Genomic DNA, 17,133 nt, shown 5'->3' on the forward strand with positions numbered 1-17,133 from the left:
GCTTCGCACAATGTGCAAAGCTTCTTTTTTATTTGCCTGTAAATGAATCCGGTTGTTCTTTCCGGTACCCGTAATGAAACAGCAATTCTTCCACAATCCGGCGGGAAGCCTCTCCATCTCCATACGGATTAGAAGCCTGGGACATTTTCTTGTACTCATCAGGATCAGTTAACAGCTGTTTTGCCAGCTGATAAATGTTTTCCTCATCCGTCCCTGCAAGTTTCAGCGTTCCCGCTTCCACTCCTTCAGGCCGTTCCGTCGTATCACGCAGAACAAGAACCGGTTTCCCGAGAGATGGGGCTTCCTCCTGCACGCCGCCCGAATCTGTCAATATAAAATGCGATTTCGCTGCAAAGTTATGGAAATCAATCACCTCTAAAGGTTCAATCAGATGCACTCTGTCAGAATCACCAAAATGCTTCTGAGCCGCTTCCCGGACAACAGGATTCAGGTGCACAGGGTAAACGACTTGTACATCTTCAAATTCCCCTACAATTCTGCGGATGGCCTTGAACATGTTTTCCATTGGCTCACCCAAATTTTCCCGGCGGTGAGCGGTCAAGAGAATCATTTTATCCTCACCCACCTGATCGAGAACAGGATGTGAGTAACCATCCCTAACCGTTGTGTTGAGTGCGTCAATCGCTGTATTGCCCGTTACAAAAATAGAGTCGGCCTTTTTGTTTTCTTTTAATAAATTGTCTTTCGCCTGGCCTGTCGGAGCAAAATGCAAATCAGCAATCGCCCCTGTCATCTGTCGATTGAGCTCTTCCGGAAACGGGGAATACTTATTCCCTGTACGGAGCCCCGCCTCCACATGACCGACAGCAATTTGATGGTAAAAAGCGGCTAGGCTTCCGGCAAACGTCGTCGTCGTATCACCATGGACAAGCACAATATCGGGTTTGATATCTTTAAACAACTCATCCAATCTTACAAGTGCGTTAGACGTAATCTCTGCCAGTGTCTGCCGCTCCTTCATAATGTTCAAATCGAAGTCAGGCTTGATGTGAAACGCATCTAACACCTGATCGAGCATCTGTCTGTGCTGTGCAGTTACCGTTACATAGGAATCTATTTCAGGATATTTTTTCAATTCAAGCACAAGCGGTGCCATCTTGATCGCTTCAGGCCTGGTCCCGAAAACAGTCATAACTTTTAGTTTTTTCATATTTGTCACCTGGTTTCTTTGTTTAACGGGCTGTTAGATAGAATTTCGATTGGTCCGATTGTATAAATAGATCTACTTTCTTCTTTATTTTAAAGCACCATAGCTTTTTTTCAATATTTTTACTGCAAAAGTACACACTGACATCCTTTTTCGGAACCAATGTGGTTTTATAAGAATTAATGGATAAAACAATATTGGTGTTTTGTAAATAAGCCGGAGCAAACTTTTGCTGAACGAGATTCCGATCAACCTGTATCACTGTCCCATCAGCTGAACTGATTTGATTTTTTATTGGTATTAAAAACTCTTGGTTATTGCATTCGAGCAATAATAAAGATTGCTTCGGAAAAAACAATTGGCTTCCAGGAAATACGAACGTTAAATGCTGGTCCGAATCATTATCTCTGAATTCGACTTTCAGAACTTCCTGCTTTCTGATATCCACCGACAAATTATCATAGGTTTTAGTAAAGTACGGCCGTGCGCTGAAAGCATATTCCCCGTTATTCCCAATATATTTAGCATGTTTTGAATAAGGATACGGTTCTCTGCTGCTGCCAATTCGGACGCGTTTTTTATAGCCGTCTATCCCCGATTCAATAAAGAAATCCCACACACCAATATCTTCTTCATGAATAGCCAAATCAGTAAACTTCGTGAGAAATTCAAATTCTCCGTCCTTGGAATACACTGGAGAAATGATTTTTTCAGTTTTTCTATCACGGTGCACCCAAATGCCGTATAAAGTTTGCATAGCTTGATGCTCTGGTTGTAAAGCCGTGTGGGTAACCGACCCTCTTAATGTGAAAGTGTTGTCCTTCATTTGAAATTCGCTCACGTAATGACTGATTTTGTTTCTGTCATCAACAATCCGTTCATTCTCTGCCAAATGATATGAGATAAGGCTGGGATAGTTTGCTATGATATGACCATTTTTAACTGACGTATATTGGGCCATATTTTCTTTATCAGCTTCAAACTGCTTTAAGCCCTTTAGGTCATTATGGCGTACAAAGTGTAATTTTAACCGCGTATGAGAATGAACAAGTTTATCAATTTCCCGTGGTATATTTTGTTCAACAAAATGATGCAGCTCTGTCATCCATGTTTGCTGCTCCCGTTCGTCCTCGATTGTTACGGTAAAGTCCGTTGTTCTGGAAAAATCAAAATGACGATTCAAAAATTTCGCCATAAACTTCATTTTGCGATTATGTGAAAGACGGCTATTACGAATCATATCTATGATTACCTTCATTGCGCCATAGTAGCTTTGAGGCGCAACGTATGCAAACGTCATATGCTCGCCATCATGCTGTACAGCATAGTAATAATCATAATCGGCCAAGACAGAAATTTTGTCCGCTTCTAAATAAGCCTGCATGACAAATACCTGATCCTCTGTAGCCTGTATATTAGAGGGGAAATATATGTCATGCATTCTAAGCAGTGAGACTTTAAAAAGTTTTGTCGGTCCTATTGAGTAAACAAGCGGAGATTTTACAAGATCCGCCTCAGGTTTCGTTTCCTTAAAAATAGCTTGCGGGACCGATCTGCCGTTTACACCGACCATTTTCCCAAGCACAATATCTGAATCATGCTGTTTTGCAAATTGATACATTCTCTCGAACGCTTCGATTCCTACATAATCATCGGAATCAATAAAAAAAATGTATTCACCGTTCGCAGCACGTATCGCTTGGTTTCGCGGCTCCCCCGGCCCTCCCGAATTTTTTTCTCGTTCTATAACCGTTATATTAGAATACTGTTCACTGTACTTTTTTAATATTGAAACCGTGCCATCCTGTGAACAATCATCTACACAAATAATTTCGTACTCATTATTCGGCATGGTTTGTTGAACCAGACTATCCAGGCAGCGGGAGATAAAATGTTCTGAGTTGTATGTGGGTACTGCTGCAGTGATTTTCACCATGACACCTCTATCCTTATCCGCTTCTATTTCATTCGCAAAAGCTCATATAATGAACAAAAATGATGCAAAAACGTACTATTTCGTTATTTCAAATACTTCTTCCCATCTTTCAAATAATCGGGCTTCACTATATTCAGTATCCATTAAGTTCTTTGCGTTTTTTCCATATTGAATGGCTCTCTCAGGGTTGTCGTACAAATAAATGATACTTTCAGCAAGCATGTCAATATTATCAGGTTCTACAAGCATTCCCGTTTCGTGTTCTTTTATGAGCTCCCTCGGGCTGTATTTCACATCAAAACTGATAACAGGGGTTGCGCACGAAAACGATTCACAAATCGCGAGACTAAACCCCTCAAATTTTGATGTTAATAATGTGGCAAGCGCCTGCTGATAAAATGGAGCGGGATTTGCGACATATCCTTTTAAATGTACATTATCTAACTTAAGATCATCGATCAATTGCTGGTATTCCTCATGGCCGGGACCGCTGCCATATATATTCAGGACAATATCCGGCCGGGATTTTTTTACGATTCCCATTGCTTTTATGACCTTATCGATCCCTTTTTCCTCATGATATCTGGCCACCATGACAAATTCGTTTTTCTTCTTTTCATACGTTTGTAATTTTTCAAGCCTTCTTGGTGCATGAGGAATAACAAAAATATTATTGTTCGACTCAAAATCCTTCATGATATCTTCTTTTTGTTCATTCGTTAATACGATCAGCCCGTCATAATCCTTAATATGCTCCATCGCATATTGATGATTGGTTCGAACTTTGCTGCCTAACGTATAAGGATAATCTAAATGATTTGAGTGAACACAGTAAAATCGTTTTGCCAATCCTGCACGCATTTCATTTACTTTTGAAGCACTTCCGACTCCATCACAGATGATAATAGGGTCCTTTTCTTTCTCACATAACGTTTCAAGCCAATGTGTATGAAACTGGTGCTTGTTTTTGAAAAATACAGCTTCCTTTTCATCACGGCCAAACAGCATAACTCCTTGACTGGCTCCTGTTTTAAAATGGTACCATTCTGTTAAATAACAGAAACCGTCGGGTGCTGTGTAGTGAATTTGATTGATTTTTCCGCTTCTTGTATCGAATATCACAGTTTTATTTACATAACCGCCATGAAAGAATTCTCGCTTTGTCATTTGCATATTTTCATTGAAATGATCTACATATAAAAGATTATCCGACTCATCCCATTTTTTCTTTTTAATATATAAGCCATTCTTGAAGTATTCCGTTTCTAATTTTTCCTCATTATGATACGCAGCATACGGTTCTTCAAAGCGATTACGATTTTGATCATAGTAACTTTGTTGCACTTCCCCAATTTTTATATGCTTATGCTGATTTTTATAGTCATCATAAATATTGAGGATATTTACATCAGCATGCAGCCTTCCAGCGCTCTTCAGCACTTGCTCAATCTGATCATAATTGTCTTTATAATCAAGTGTAACCAAATCGATTTTATGGCCGCGCTCCGCAAATGTAAAAGATCTTGACATCATAGAGCTTGTAATGCCGCCTTTTTCAATGTCTATTTCATATATTAGTGAAAAGATCCTTCTCATCTTCAAGCTCCTTCTTCTGGTAAAACCTTGTCTGCTATTTTTTCACAAACAGCCGTTTCATTAATTTTCTCCGAAATCCCTCGGCAGTCTGAACACGCAAATAATTATTTTCTTTTTCTAAAGTAACTTGCCAGCCTGAAATACTTTGTTTTGATAATGGAATTTCCTTTGAATCGGTTATTCGCACACCTGATGCAAAGAAGCTATTATCCCACTCGGAACAGAGATACAATTCAATGGTGGACAACTGATCTAATACAGAGTGAACACGAAGTGTACCGCTTACGGTAAATATTAGTTCTTCCTCGCTGTTTACTTTTGCGTTAAACGTGCTTTCAGTGCCGCTCTTTTTATTTTTTAATTTCCAATACATTTTATGGCGGCCAACAGAATGGGGAGGAATGCAGCCTTTAAATTCAACCTTGGCTGACAGATATAAATCGGATTTTGATTGCCATTCTGCCATTAACAGCTCAACATTCATATCCTTCAATTGATTATTAAATGGCACCTGATCTATTAGTTTGTCCACAAAACGCTTGCGGGTAAACGGCTCTTCAGAAACGTAATAAATATTTGTGCGAGGCCCCGTATTTTTAATTATGTCATGATATCTCTTCAAGGAAGGAACCACAAAAGCATCAAGGTGGCCTATTTCCTTTTCAGGGTTTTCCAACATCTCATTCGTCTCTATAAAACCTAGATACATGGAAGAATATTCAACTGAAAGAGATTTTAATGTAGTATATAACTCAACTTCAGAAGTCATAAATAAATAATCCGCTTCCTTTATCAAGCGGCTCAGAAAATAACGGGCAAGTTCATTTTCTGAATACAATACACTGACTATATTCTCTTTTTCGTCAAAAATGACAATTTTTTCAGTTGTTCCATCATTCTTATACCATTTTGTCATATAACAAGTGCCATCTGCCCTTAAATAAAGATGCTGCTTCGGTTTGTTAGTGTCCAGATCCATGTACATTAAGCTGTGTACATATCCAGACAAATCATATTCTTCCCTTTTAAATCTTTGCCTGCTTTCATTAAAGTAATCAATAACAGCAAGTTCTCCTGATGCTGTAAACCTTTGATATTTGATATAACGTCCATTATTGTAATAACGATAAATTGGCTTATTTGGTTCTTGAATATATGTTAAACCTTCTTGTTCAATCGGATGCTTGATTTTATCTTTCTGAGGTTCAGAACCTTTAAAGTAGCTGTACATATTAATAACAGCAGTATCTTTAAAAGAAGAAGGCCCATTGGGCTCATGATGTAAAGTGACAATTTCCATTGGATAATTCCAATCGATCGTATTGATACTAAACTTTTTTGCAGCATTCAGCTCTTGACAAACAAATGCTAATTTTGGAGTAGAAACCTTAATCGTCATCATCTATTTATTACCTTTCGAATAAATTCGTACAGTCACATTTTCAGAACTACATTATATCACTTTTGCTGAGCAGGCTCTAGAGATGAAGAAGCTGTTATATTTCTTGAAATACCGGATCAGGTGAAACTGTTTTATCTATCAATTAATGATATTTTTTTGTATTTCTTCAACCCCAAAGTCACTGAATTGACTCTTGTTTAATATTGGTTTTTCTTATATGATTAAATGTGTTTAACAGAATGAAAATAGGGTATTGATGAGAAAAGAAACTCAAACATTTTAAATACTCTGCATTCAAAAGAGTGACCCTAAATCTGTTCTTAAGGAAGGTGCTTTGAAATTGAAAAAAGTACGTAAAGCCATAATCCCTGCCGCAGGTCTCGGAACGAGATTCTTGCCGGCTACGAAAGCAATGCCGAAAGAAATGCTTCCTATCGTTGATAAACCTACCATTCAATACATAATTGAAGAAGCTGTTGAAGCCGGTATTGAAGATATTATTATCGTAACAGGAAAAAGCAAGCGTGCGATTGAGGATCATTTTGATTACTCTCCTGAGCTTGAAAGAAACCTAGAAGAAAAAGGAAAAACTGAGCTGCTTGAAAAAGTGAAAAAGGCTTCTAACCTGGCTGACATTCACTATATCCGCCAAAAAGAACCTAAAGGTCTCGGACATGCTGTCTGGTGCGCGCGCAACTTTATCGGCGATGAGCCGTTTGCGGTACTGCTTGGAGACGATATTGTTCAGGCTGAAACACCAGGGTTGCGCCAATTAATGGATGAATATGAAAAAACACTTTCTTCTATTATCGGTGTTCAGCAGGTGCCTGAAGAAGAAACACACCGCTACGGCATTATTGACCCGCTGACAAGTGAAGGCCGCCGTTATCAGGTGAAAAACTTCGTTGAAAAACCGCCTAAAGGCACAGCACCTTCTAATCTTGCCATCTTAGGCCGTTACGTATTCACTCCTGAGATCTTCATGTATTTAGAAGAGCAGCAGGTTGGCGCCGGCGGAGAAATTCAGCTCACAGACGCCATTCAAAAGCTGAATGAAATTCAAAGAGTGTTTGCTTACGATTTTGAAGGCAAGCGTTATGATGTTGGTGAAAAGCTCGGCTTTATCACAACAACTCTAGAATTTGCGATGCAGGATAAAGAGCTTCGCGATCAGCTCGTTCCATTTATGGAAGGTTTACTAAACAAAGAAGAAATCTAAACAAAAAGGCTATTGGACATTCATCCAATAGCCTTTTTTTATTTCAACATCAAAGTCAGTGTATGCTCTTCATTATCAACTGTGAAGACAAGATCAGCTGTATTCACAAGAAAACGATCCTTGCTGCTGTCATACAATACATCGCTATCACTTAAGGATAGTGACGCCGGGTTGATAGGAGAAATGTTATGAAAAATAAGCTCTGTTGCTTTATCATTCTCCAGCACATAGCTGATTTTTTCATAATCAAAATCTAACGTTTTTCTGCCGTCAGCCGTATCCCCTTCAGTATATCCATTCAATTTGGATTGAATGCTGGTTCTGCTGTCTCCCAGGAATTTCAGAAAGTATTCATAGGAAGATGCTGCGTTTTGCGAGACATAAGACGTAAATGCAGCGGCATGCAATTCAGCATGTTTCATGTTAGTTGCAACAGCGCTCTGTTTCACATAATAAGAGTGCCCGTCAAACTTTATTTTCGCTGCTTGTTTGCCTTTTGCAGCTACCGTCACTTTTGTACCGAATGGCAGTGTAACGTCAGCCTTCTGTTTCAAACCCTGATCCTTATAAGCAGCCGCTTTTTCATTTGCTATAAACCCTTGCTTATTGACTGCGGTTAAGCGTTCCTCTGACTTGCCCTTTGCATTGCCATGATGATTCTCCACTTCATTTTGCGGGATAGCGCCAAACGAAGCAATTGTACGAAGCGGGGCATTAAAGAACATCGTTCCTGCCATGAATACAGTCAGAATAGACAAAATAGCAATTTGAACCGCATTAGCCAATGATTTCGGCTTTTTCTTCTTTTGGCGGAAACGGGCAAACGCTTCAGGATCTTCTTTCTTCCTCTCTTCCGTCTGCTCTTTTTTATATGTCTCTTTTTCTTTTTTAGACAGCTTATTAAACCAGTCAATAAACGCTTTATACTCTTTGACAACCGTTTTTGTTTCATCAAACATACGAAGCTCACCATAGTGCATCCAAGCGACGCGGTCACACATCTTTTCAATCTGGCCGATCGAGTGGCTGACAAAGAAAATCGTTTTCCCTTGCTTTTTAAAATCATTTATTCTGTCTACACACTTCTGATAAAACGTTTGGTCCCCTACAGAAAGCGCTTCGTCAATAATTAAAATGTCAGGGTCAATATGCACGGAAATCGCAAAACCGAGACGCGATTTCATCCCGCTGGAATAGTTTTTAACCGGCTGATTAATAAAATCGCCAATCTCAGCAAATTCAACGATGCTGTCATACATATCATCAATTTCTTTATTGGTTAACCCCATCATCAAACACTTGAGCCGGACATTGTCCCGGCCCGTTAATTGGTTATTTAAACCGGCAGCAATCGCAATCAGCGACGGCTGGCCGTTCATTTCAATTTCACCGCTGGTCGGTGGAATAATTTTAGCCAGCAGGTTAGACATGGTTGATTTCCCTGATCCATTTATCCCTACAAAGCCGATTGTCTCTCCCTCATACACGTCAAAGGAGACATTCCGCACAGCAAAAAAACCATTATCCTTAGCCGGAAAAAACAATCCTTTTATCTTGTCCGATTGTTTTTTATACAAATGATATTGCTTTGAAACATTTCGAAACGAAACTTTTAGTTTCATCGTACAATCTCCTTACGTATTAAAGAAAGTCAACAAACTTGTCTCTGAATTTCATATGCAGAATAGAACCCACTAACAATAAAAGGAATGTGAACAGCCAGAAATACAGCGTGTACTTCATGTCTTGGAAAAACCATTTTCCGTCTAAGAAGCTGTTCCTAAATCCTTCTATCAGATAAAAAATCGGATTCAGCTTAAGCACAGGCAGAAGATTCGGGTGATTTTTCCCGAGCTGCTCTGAGATATTCCAAAAAATCGGAAGTAAAAAGAACAATAATCTGGTTACGGCCTGCAGCAGAAATTGATAATCTCTGACAAGCACACTGATTGTAGAGTTAAACAAGCTAAATGAAAACATAAACACAATCATGCAGATTAAATAGTAAATATATTGTATCCAATGCAAGCTAGGGTAAACACCGCTTGCTAAAAGGACAATGACATAAACACCCATCATTACAAAATAACTAAATAAATTTGAAGCAATCACTACAGAAGGCAGTGAACTGATCGGAAAATTCATTTTCGCAACCATATTGATCCGTTTAAATACACTGTTTGATCCATCCAAAATCGTCGGGCTAATAAAAAACCACGGGATCAAACCAGCCAACATCCAAACAATAAAAGGAACTTCTCCAATACCTGTTATGACTGGCTTGCTGTTACGAATCCCCATACCAAATACAAACCAATACGCCAGCATTTGAATGAGAGGATTGAGAAACTGCCATAATACGCCAAGATAATTCATCTGATACTGAGACTTTGTCTCATACGAAGCTAAGCGCAAAATTAAAGGAAACGATGTCACTTGCTCTTTTACGATTCTTACTAATGCATTCATTGTTTATCTTCCTTAGACTTAAATGATTTTTTGGATCTTTCGGTTAAAGAAATTTGAAAGCACCGGTGAATATTGTAACAGATATTGAGGTTTTTTTCACTTTTGAAAAGTAAAGAGAAGTCCCGCAGAACTTCTCTTTACTTTAAAGTGTCAGTATAGGGTAAATTAAACTCACTTAGCAACTTTATTATTATCTAATTCCAAAATAGCTTTATAAATACGATTCCTATTATTTTTATCAGTATATGCAAAAAAGTTATCTACTCTTTTTCTATACTTATCTTCCATACGACTATTGTTTTTCATATAATAGATAACTTTATCAACTAAGCTATTATGATCTTCTATTACATCACCAAACCCCATTTTTTTATAATCATAATAATCAAGTTTAAAATGGTATGATTTTTCGTATTGATAATAGATAACAGGTTTTTTCTCATATGCAAAATCAAACGCTACAGATGAAAAATCAGTAATCATTATATTAGAAGAATTAAATAGCATTTGATAGCTGCTGTTATAGTCGGCAAACTCCACATACTCATGCTTTTCAAAGTCTACAATCTGTTGCTGAATATCTGGGTGCGGAAAAAAAGTTATTTTATAATTATTTTTCTTAGCAAATTCGATTAGCCGTTCATCATTAATCAAAGCATTATACCTAGAAAAGTATTCACTATCTTTAAATTTCGGGTTGTACGGTCTTACTCCTTTTGCCTGATCTTTCGGTAATACAATATCTTTTCTCCAAGTCGGCATTATTAGAAGCTGCTTTTCTCCTTCACTCTTCTTAAGATTATCGTATCTCGGAAATCCACCCAACAAAATATTCTCTTTTTTATAGTTGTAATTCCCTTTCACAATAGACCGATATTCAGGTTTGGCAGAAGTGACTAATAATTTGATATTCTTACTGTATTTATTTAACCATTCAGAATGATCTGCCATTGTTATTCCATGCTGCAAAAAGACAAACTCAAAATTAAATAAATCTCTAAAATAAATCTCCATATTAAAAAATGGATTTACAACCCATATATCTGCATGTGTCGATATTACTTTGGAAGAGGATAAGGTTAAAATTTTATGTCTAAAAGATCTGTATGGTATAACCTTTCCATATTTTTTAATCCTGTTGTAATCCTTGCTATCTTTTTTTATTATAAAGTATTTTTTTACCCCATCATTCTTGCTGATTGCATATTTAAAGAGGTGCTCTGCATTATCATCAGCTTTATCTTGTCTGTCTATGAATAACCAAACTGGCTTCCTGTTAAAAATAGTAAAAACATGGTGTGCCACTCTTGCCAACATTGCCTTTTTAATAGCTGATTTTCGTTTCTTTGATTTATCTCCTAATTTATTAAGGGATTTTAAGAAACGAAATTCTTTTATAAATCTATTTTTAACATTGTTTTGTTTGAACATTAATTTTTTATAATTATAATAAAAGATATAATCCTTTTTAGCTGCATAAGCGTTAAATAGATCATTTGACAAACCTGAATACTTAAAGAATCGAAGTTTTGCCATTTTTCTTTTTTTACCTTTAGCTATAAAAAATTCAATATGGTGATTGCCATCAAGATAGCTTTTCGGAATATCTATAGAAAAACCAGGATATTTTTTTATTACTTCTCCCAAACTTATATAATCGTTATGCCTTCTTTTTATTTTCTTTGCTTTTATTTTTGTTTCTCCAATTTTAGCATAAAAATTAAAGCCTTTAGAATTAAAAAGAGAGCTCCAAAATCCTTCAATATGAATAGAATCATCATTTTCTTCTAAAATCTCAATAGTTAGAGTTTGATTCGATAACTTCGAAACAATTTTATCTTCTCTGAATAAATAATAATCTTGTTCAGTTTCTTTTTCATATACATACTTACTATAATTTTCACCGTGTTTTATTTTTAAAGCATGATATAGATAGAAATGGCTGACACTTTTTGTATTAATAATGACATCGTCGTCAATATACGATAATACTTCTCGTATCAATGTTAAAAATTCGCGGTATTCATTTTCGTCTAAAGGTGTTTCACTAATATCCTTAATCAATAATTTCCACTTCAAATCATGCATAACCATGTATTGAAGAAACAAAGGTATTTTCTGTTCATTATTTTTGGTAATATCGATTAAATTCTTGGAGAAAGTGATAAGTGAATGGTTAAACCAATTCTTATTTGCTTTAGCAGTCTGCATGGCAGACGATCCATCTTCTCTAACTCTATAATGATATTTTGCCTCCTTAACAAGACCATACTTTTTCTTTTGCGATATAATTAAATTAACTAGCTTAGCATCTTCACCTATTTTACAATTTTCATCAAACCTGATTTTTTTCAAGGCATCATTTTTTATAAATGTAGAACAGCAATGAGTTAATATATGATGTGGTTCTTTTTCCACATCCAATATTCTCGTGGAAGAAAACTTATTATTTAGATTATGTTCTCCAGTTCTTCCTTCCTCAAAAAATATTGGGATTGCTACAATATCAATTTCATTTTTATGTTGGTTAAAGAAGTTTAAAACATTTTCGAATGTTTCTTCTGAAACTAAATCATCCGGATCCAAAAATTGAATATATCTGCCTTCGGCATACTTTAAACCATAATTTCGGGCACTGCTCACTCCGCCATTCTGTTTCTTTACATATACAATATTTTTTGGATATTTTTGAGCATATTCTTTACAAATCATTTCACTTTTATCAGGGCTTTCATCATTCACAAGTATTAACTGAATATTCTCGAATCCTAAAGTCTGGTTAATAACGCTTTCTATTGCATCAGTTAGATATAACTCGACATTATAAATCGGCATTATAACACTGAAATCATAGTTAAAACTCTTTTCGTTCATAAAAGATTACTCCTAACAAAATGTTTATATGAATAAGAATCCGGGTAAATAAAAGTAAAAACAATTAGAGTGCTAAATTTTTGAAAACACATAATTAATTTAGTAAAATGTATGAAAAGGATTCCTTACCTGTTTTTTAAAGTCTTTGTAAGAAAACTTTTAAATACGTTTACATGGTTAAGTTCTAAAGCATCATTTGGTGTTTTTAGGACAAAGTCAAATGCAAGGGCCCAAATCGGTATTTCTACAACAAAACCAGCATGTCTAAAATCTCTTAATTTATATCCCCATACTTCAATTGTTTTTTTCAGTTCTTTTCGTTTACATACTTTTAATCTATTAAAATATTTTATATATAATCTGTCATTTTCTTTCATCTCATAATACTGGTTAATAAAGTGCCCTGTTAATTCAAGTCTAAACCCTTTTATTTTTGTCGAAGTAACAGTACATGAACTAAGCAGTACTCTTTCTTTTTTTATATTTTCAAGAGCTTCTGTATTTTCTTTTAATAAGTGAAACATAAATTCTTTATAGTACATCGGCATATCTTGTTCTTTTATAAATTGCGGATCAATAAATTTTAAAACTTTTATAAAATTATCAACAAAAACTTTTTGTTCTTGTTGATCTAAAACAGACTTATAAACATCTCTATAGTTCGGATATAAAAACAATTTCATATGATATACAATTAAAAATTGCAGATAAGGCAAAACTATATCATATTTTTTTATTGAATCCATCAACAAAGTCATGTAACATTCATTCAACAAATATGTGTACCTTTTTTTGTTAAACCACGAACGATCAACTAACGAGTTCTGTTCTTTCCGTTTTCTATAAAAATACTTTCCTTCTGCAACTGCTCCGTATCTTTTTTCTTTCAGTAATAACTGATTAAAAAAGATAGCGTCTTCCCAAAACTTTATAGATTCATCAAACTGGACGGTACGATTTAGTGTATGTCTTCTGTAAAAAGTGCCGCCAATATAAAAGTGAATAGCTTTATAATCGTTGAGAATATTTATAACTCTTGTTCCTTTTTCAAATCTATTATTTAATTTATGTTCGCCTTCTTTTTCACCTGTGTAATAAACAGGTAATACCGCGATATTTACATCTTCGGAATCACAAAAAAAATCATAAACACTTTGCAGTGCATTATGAGACAATGCATCGTCAGAATCAAGAAAACCAATAAATTTAGATTGTTCGCTTACATTTGATAATCCACAATTTCTTGCAGCAGAGGGTCCAGAGTTTTCAATTTTCATGATTTTAATATTATTAGGATATAGATTTTTAAAGGACTCACAAATTTGAGGACTGCTGTCAACACTGCCATCATCTATTAATATCAGTTCTATATTTTCCTTAAATCCTATTGACTGGTTAATGACACTCTCTATTGAGTACCTTAAATAATTCTCAGAATTATATATTGGCATAATTATAGAAAACATGTTTGTACCTCTTTATTTAGAAGTTAAAGGATCGTTTCAATTACTCTTTTAGAAGCCTTGCCATCTTCTAAATTACAAAATTCATTATAAAAATCCTCATAGTTATGATCTATATAAGGATTATGTAACAACTCTATTACCGTATCTATAAGTTCTTCACTTGTTTGAACCAAGTTTCCTGGCGTTTTTTGCTGAAAATTAAAGTAAAAACCTCTGATAGAGTCTCGATAAGCCGGGAGATCATACACAAAAAATACGATGGGTTTTTTTAAATTCATATAATCAAAAAAGACAGAAGAATAATCCGTAATCAATAAATCACTAATTAAATATAAATCTCGAATATCTTTATATAAGGAAACATCCTTCACAAAATCTTTATATTTCCCTAAATTAAATTGTTCTGAAACTAGATAATGCATTCTTAAAAGAATAACCACAGAGTCCCCAAGCTTCCTCTTCATTTCCTCTAAATCAAATTGAAGTTTAAATTTATACTGACCAACTTTCTTAAACTCATTGTCTCTCCAAGTTGGTGCATATAAAATTATTTTTTTATCTTCGCTAATTTCTAACTCTTGTTTTACCCTATTTATTAATGATTCTTTATTTGGTGAATATAGAATGTCATTTCGCGGATAACCTGTTTCTAAAATTTGTTTTTTAAATTGAAATGCCCGTTTAAAAATTTCAGTCGAATAAGCATTAGGAGAAATCAAATAATCCCATTTGCTTGCTTCCTGCAGAAAATTCTGTTTATATTTTTCAGTTGTGGTTCCAGGCATATGCACTTCATCCATATCATTAGCAAGTTTTTTTAGCGGAGTGCCGTGCCACGTCTGTACATACAATGTGTTTTTTGGTTTTGGAATCCATAAAGGGAGCCGGCTGTTTGTAATCCAATATTTCGCTGTAGCCATGTACCAAATCCACTTAAAAGAAAACCTTTTTATATATGCTGCATCTACGCCGTCTAATGCCGACAAATATCGTTTATCAATGCTCCATATCATTTTATAATCATATTGATCTTTATTTTCCTGTAAATATTCATAGATTGCTCGGGGATTGCAGCTAAACTGTTTTCCTGAGTAGCTTTCAAATAAAATTAATTTATTGTTTCTTGGCAGAAGAGCAAAAATCTTAAAAAGAACTGAATAGGCCCTGACTAATAAACTTCTGCATTTTTGTAAAATAAAAGATTTCATAATGAACTCCTTAAAGAGTGAAAAATTTATATTTGCGCAAACAAGAAAAAAAGAAGCAACTGAATTACTTCAAGCCTCTTTAAGTTAGTGCTTCTATAAACTAGCCATGTCTTTTTTGATTTGGGTAGTTGAAATGCCTTCTGTTCTCGGGAGGTAAATGACCTCACAATATTCCTTTAAGAAGTCAAATTTCCCTTTCCAATCATCGCCGATCACAAATGTATCTATATCGTACTTTTGAATATCTGAGATTTTTTGTTCCCAGTTTTTTTCGGGAATCACTTCATCCACAAAATCAATTGTTTCTAAAATGAATTTTCGATGTTCATAGGAATGATGCGATTTTTTTTGTTTTTGAAGATTAAATTCATCTGTAGATAATCCCACGATTAAGTAATCACCCAGATTTTTTGCTCTTTGCAGCAGCTTCATGTGTCCATAATGAAATAAATCAAATGTTCCGTACGTTATCACTTTCTTCATCAGATAACATCACCTTCCAACCGTTTTCAACTGAGAGTACCAGAAAAAAACCAAAAACCTTAACAGATTGTTTATAATTTCGACACATTTTTTACGTACCATTAATATTGAACAATAATAGCATAAGTTCCTATAAAAGTTAAGGCTCTTTAAAAATGTCAATCACCAGCATTTTTTGGTATCATCGTTGTATTGATGTATAATTTTTACAGGTCTAATGCCTTATCCATACCCATTATAACAAGTTTTCTTTTTCGAAAAAATCGAATCCTTTGTCGCGTTTTTAAGTGAAACGATTTTCTTTCTGCTGCGTCATTTATTTTGTACGCCCCTCCTCATATTAATTCATCGTCAAAACGTGAAGGAATTGTAATGTGAATGTTAAAAGTTCCTAAAGATTTTTGTGGTAAGATAGAGTAAAATGTTTTCAGACAAAGAGTCTTTAATCAAACTATACGAATGACACGTGTTTTTTATAGACATATAGATGAAAAGGAGGGTTGATACGATGCAAACGAAACCCATTAATCAATTAGATTTTGTAGACGGTGAACTGACTTCATTTGTATCACATTTAGAAACGTCATTTTTGGACCAGAATAAAGGTGCGTTCATCGTAACAGCGAATCCTGAAATCGGATTTGAAGCGATGCAAAATCCGCGTTATGAAGCGGTTCTTTCATCTGCTGATTTTATTTTGCCGGATGGCATTGGTGTTGTGTTGGTTTCCAAGCTAATTGGTAAGCCGCTTCAATCCAGAATCGCCGGTTATGATTTGTTTACGTCTTTGCTTGAGAAGGCTGATCAAAAGAAAAAACGGGTTTTCTTTTACGGTGCAGCTAAGCATGTGATTGCTCAGACAATCGAGCGAGTCGAACGTGATTATCCTGGGATTGAAATTGCCGGATATTCTGACGGTTATGTGAAGAATCAACGTGAGGTAGCAGACAAGATCGCAGCCTCAAATCCTGACATGGTATTTGTTGCTTTAGGTTATCCTAATCAGGAGTTCTTTATCCATAAATACCGACATCTATTCCCTCAGGCTGTTTCTGTAGGGCTGGGCGGAAGCTTTGATGTGTTCAGCGGCAATGTCAAAAGAGCGCCCTCATTTTTTATCCGTTTTCACCTTGAATGGATGTACAGGCTGATCACAAACCCTGCGCGCTGGAGAAGAATGCTTAGCATTCCTAAGTATGTTACAGCCGTGCTGAAACATGAACGAACTTCAGCAAAGCCGCAATATACGGGACAGGTCAAAGATCAATCACGCCATCTGTAATGGGCCTTAAAGGAGCTATGGTATGTAATG

General features: G+C 35.6%; 12 protein-coding genes. 2 read left to right on the forward strand and 10 right to left on the reverse strand.

Features of this window, described 5'->3' with window-relative positions; translation table 11 throughout:
* Positions 1 to 28: 28 nt before the first annotated feature.
* From wecB to NSQ83_RS18795, 4 genes are all read right to left on the reverse strand, one after another.
* Complete coding sequence (gene wecB, locus NSQ83_RS18780) at positions 29 to 1,171, reverse strand: UDP-N-acetylglucosamine 2-epimerase (non-hydrolyzing) (protein WP_144500505.1); 1,143 nt, start codon at positions 1,169 to 1,171, stop codon at positions 29 to 31.
* Between the two features lie 22 nt (positions 1,172 to 1,193).
* Complete coding sequence (locus NSQ83_RS18785; protein WP_029318775.1) at positions 1,194 to 3,104, reverse strand: glycosyltransferase; 1,911 nt, start codon at positions 3,102 to 3,104, stop codon at positions 1,194 to 1,196.
* A 75-nt stretch (positions 3,105 to 3,179) separates the two neighbouring features.
* Entirely contained in the window at positions 3,180 to 4,700 is a 1,521-nt protein-coding gene (locus NSQ83_RS18790; protein WP_029318774.1) for a glycosyltransferase, read from the reverse strand.
* Between the two features lie 34 nt (positions 4,701 to 4,734).
* Positions 4,735 to 6,102 (reverse strand): alpha-glucosyltransferase N-terminal domain-containing protein, encoded by a 1,368-nt coding sequence (locus NSQ83_RS18795; protein ID WP_101172236.1) that lies wholly within the window; start codon positions 6,100 to 6,102, stop codon positions 4,735 to 4,737.
* Positions 6,103 to 6,442: 340 nt separating this feature from the next.
* Here NSQ83_RS18795 and galU point away from each other — a divergent pair, with 340 nt between their 5' ends.
* Complete coding sequence (gene galU / locus NSQ83_RS18800) at positions 6,443 to 7,321, forward strand: UTP--glucose-1-phosphate uridylyltransferase GalU (protein WP_003227944.1); 879 nt, start codon at positions 6,443 to 6,445, stop codon at positions 7,319 to 7,321.
* A 38-nt stretch (positions 7,322 to 7,359) separates the two neighbouring features.
* Here galU and tagH read toward each other — a convergent pair whose 3' ends face one another.
* From tagH to tagD, 6 genes are all read right to left on the reverse strand, one after another.
* The gene (gene tagH, locus NSQ83_RS18805; protein ID WP_088327089.1) at positions 7,360 to 8,943 is read right to left on the reverse strand and encodes a teichoic acids export ABC transporter ATP-binding subunit TagH; all 1,584 of its coding nucleotides are present in this window, start codon (positions 8,941 to 8,943) and stop codon (positions 7,360 to 7,362) included.
* A 19-nt stretch (positions 8,944 to 8,962) separates the two neighbouring features.
* Positions 8,963 to 9,790 (reverse strand): teichoic acids export ABC transporter permease subunit TagG, encoded by an 828-nt coding sequence (gene tagG, locus NSQ83_RS18810; RefSeq protein WP_014665585.1) that lies wholly within the window; start codon positions 9,788 to 9,790, stop codon positions 8,963 to 8,965.
* Positions 9,791 to 9,961: 171 nt separating this feature from the next.
* Positions 9,962 to 12,664 (reverse strand): poly(glucosyl N-acetylgalactosamine 1-phosphate) glucosyltransferase, encoded by a 2,703-nt coding sequence (ggaB, locus tag NSQ83_RS18815; RefSeq protein WP_198878458.1) that lies wholly within the window; start codon positions 12,662 to 12,664, stop codon positions 9,962 to 9,964.
* A gap of 125 nt (positions 12,665 to 12,789) precedes the next feature.
* Entirely contained in the window at positions 12,790 to 14,130 is a 1,341-nt protein-coding gene (locus NSQ83_RS18820) for a glycosyltransferase family 2 protein (RefSeq protein WP_204551393.1), read from the reverse strand.
* Positions 14,131 to 14,153: 23 nt separating this feature from the next.
* Positions 14,154 to 15,338, reverse strand: coding sequence for a CDP-glycerol glycerophosphotransferase family protein (locus NSQ83_RS18825; protein WP_015251091.1), 1,185 nt, complete (start codon positions 15,336 to 15,338; stop codon positions 14,154 to 14,156).
* 93 nt (positions 15,339 to 15,431) lie between these two features.
* The gene (tagD, locus tag NSQ83_RS18830; RefSeq protein WP_029318766.1) at positions 15,432 to 15,821 is read right to left on the reverse strand and encodes a glycerol-3-phosphate cytidylyltransferase; all 390 of its coding nucleotides are present in this window, start codon (positions 15,819 to 15,821) and stop codon (positions 15,432 to 15,434) included.
* Between the two features lie 508 nt (positions 15,822 to 16,329).
* Here tagD and NSQ83_RS18835 point away from each other — a divergent pair.
* Entirely contained in the window at positions 16,330 to 17,103 is a 774-nt protein-coding gene (locus NSQ83_RS18835; protein WP_015251089.1) for a WecB/TagA/CpsF family glycosyltransferase, read from the forward strand.
* The last annotated feature ends 30 nt before the right edge of the window (positions 17,104 to 17,133 follow it).

Origin of the sequence: Bacillus sp. PS217, from assembly GCF_037963535.1 — a bacterium.
In the GTDB taxonomy this organism is placed as follows: domain Bacteria; phylum Bacillota; class Bacilli; order Bacillales; family Bacillaceae; genus Bacillus; species Bacillus subtilis.

Coding starts and splice junctions, on each gene's coding strand:
- wecB (WP_144500505.1), bottom strand. CDS start 1,171: ATGAAAAAACTAAAAGTTATGACTGTTTTCGGGACCAGGCCTGAAGCG.
- NSQ83_RS18785 (WP_029318775.1), bottom strand. CDS start 3,104: ATGGTGAAAATCACTGCAGCAGTACCCACATACAACTCAGAACATTTT.
- NSQ83_RS18790 (WP_029318774.1), bottom strand. CDS start 4,700: ATGAGAAGGATCTTTTCACTAATATATGAAATAGACATTGAAAAAGGC.
- NSQ83_RS18795 (WP_101172236.1), bottom strand. CDS start 6,102: ATGATGACGATTAAGGTTTCTACTCCAAAATTAGCATTTGTTTGTCAA.
- tagH (WP_088327089.1), bottom strand. CDS start 8,943: ATGAAACTAAAAGTTTCGTTTCGAAATGTTTCAAAGCAATATCATTTG.
- tagG (WP_014665585.1), bottom strand. CDS start 9,790: ATGAATGCATTAGTAAGAATCGTAAAAGAGCAAGTGACATCGTTTCCT.
- ggaB (WP_198878458.1), bottom strand. CDS start 12,664: ATGAACGAAAAGAGTTTTAACTATGATTTCAGTGTTATAATGCCGATT.
- NSQ83_RS18820 (WP_204551393.1), bottom strand. CDS start 14,130: ATGTTTTCTATAATTATGCCAATATATAATTCTGAGAATTATTTAAGG.
- NSQ83_RS18825 (WP_015251091.1), bottom strand. CDS start 15,338: ATGAAATCTTTTATTTTACAAAAATGCAGAAGTTTATTAGTCAGGGCC.
- tagD (WP_029318766.1), bottom strand. CDS start 15,821: ATGAAGAAAGTGATAACGTACGGAACATTTGATTTATTTCATTATGGA.
- NSQ83_RS18835 (WP_015251089.1), top strand. CDS start 16,330: ATGCAAACGAAACCCATTAATCAATTAGATTTTGTAGACGGTGAACTG.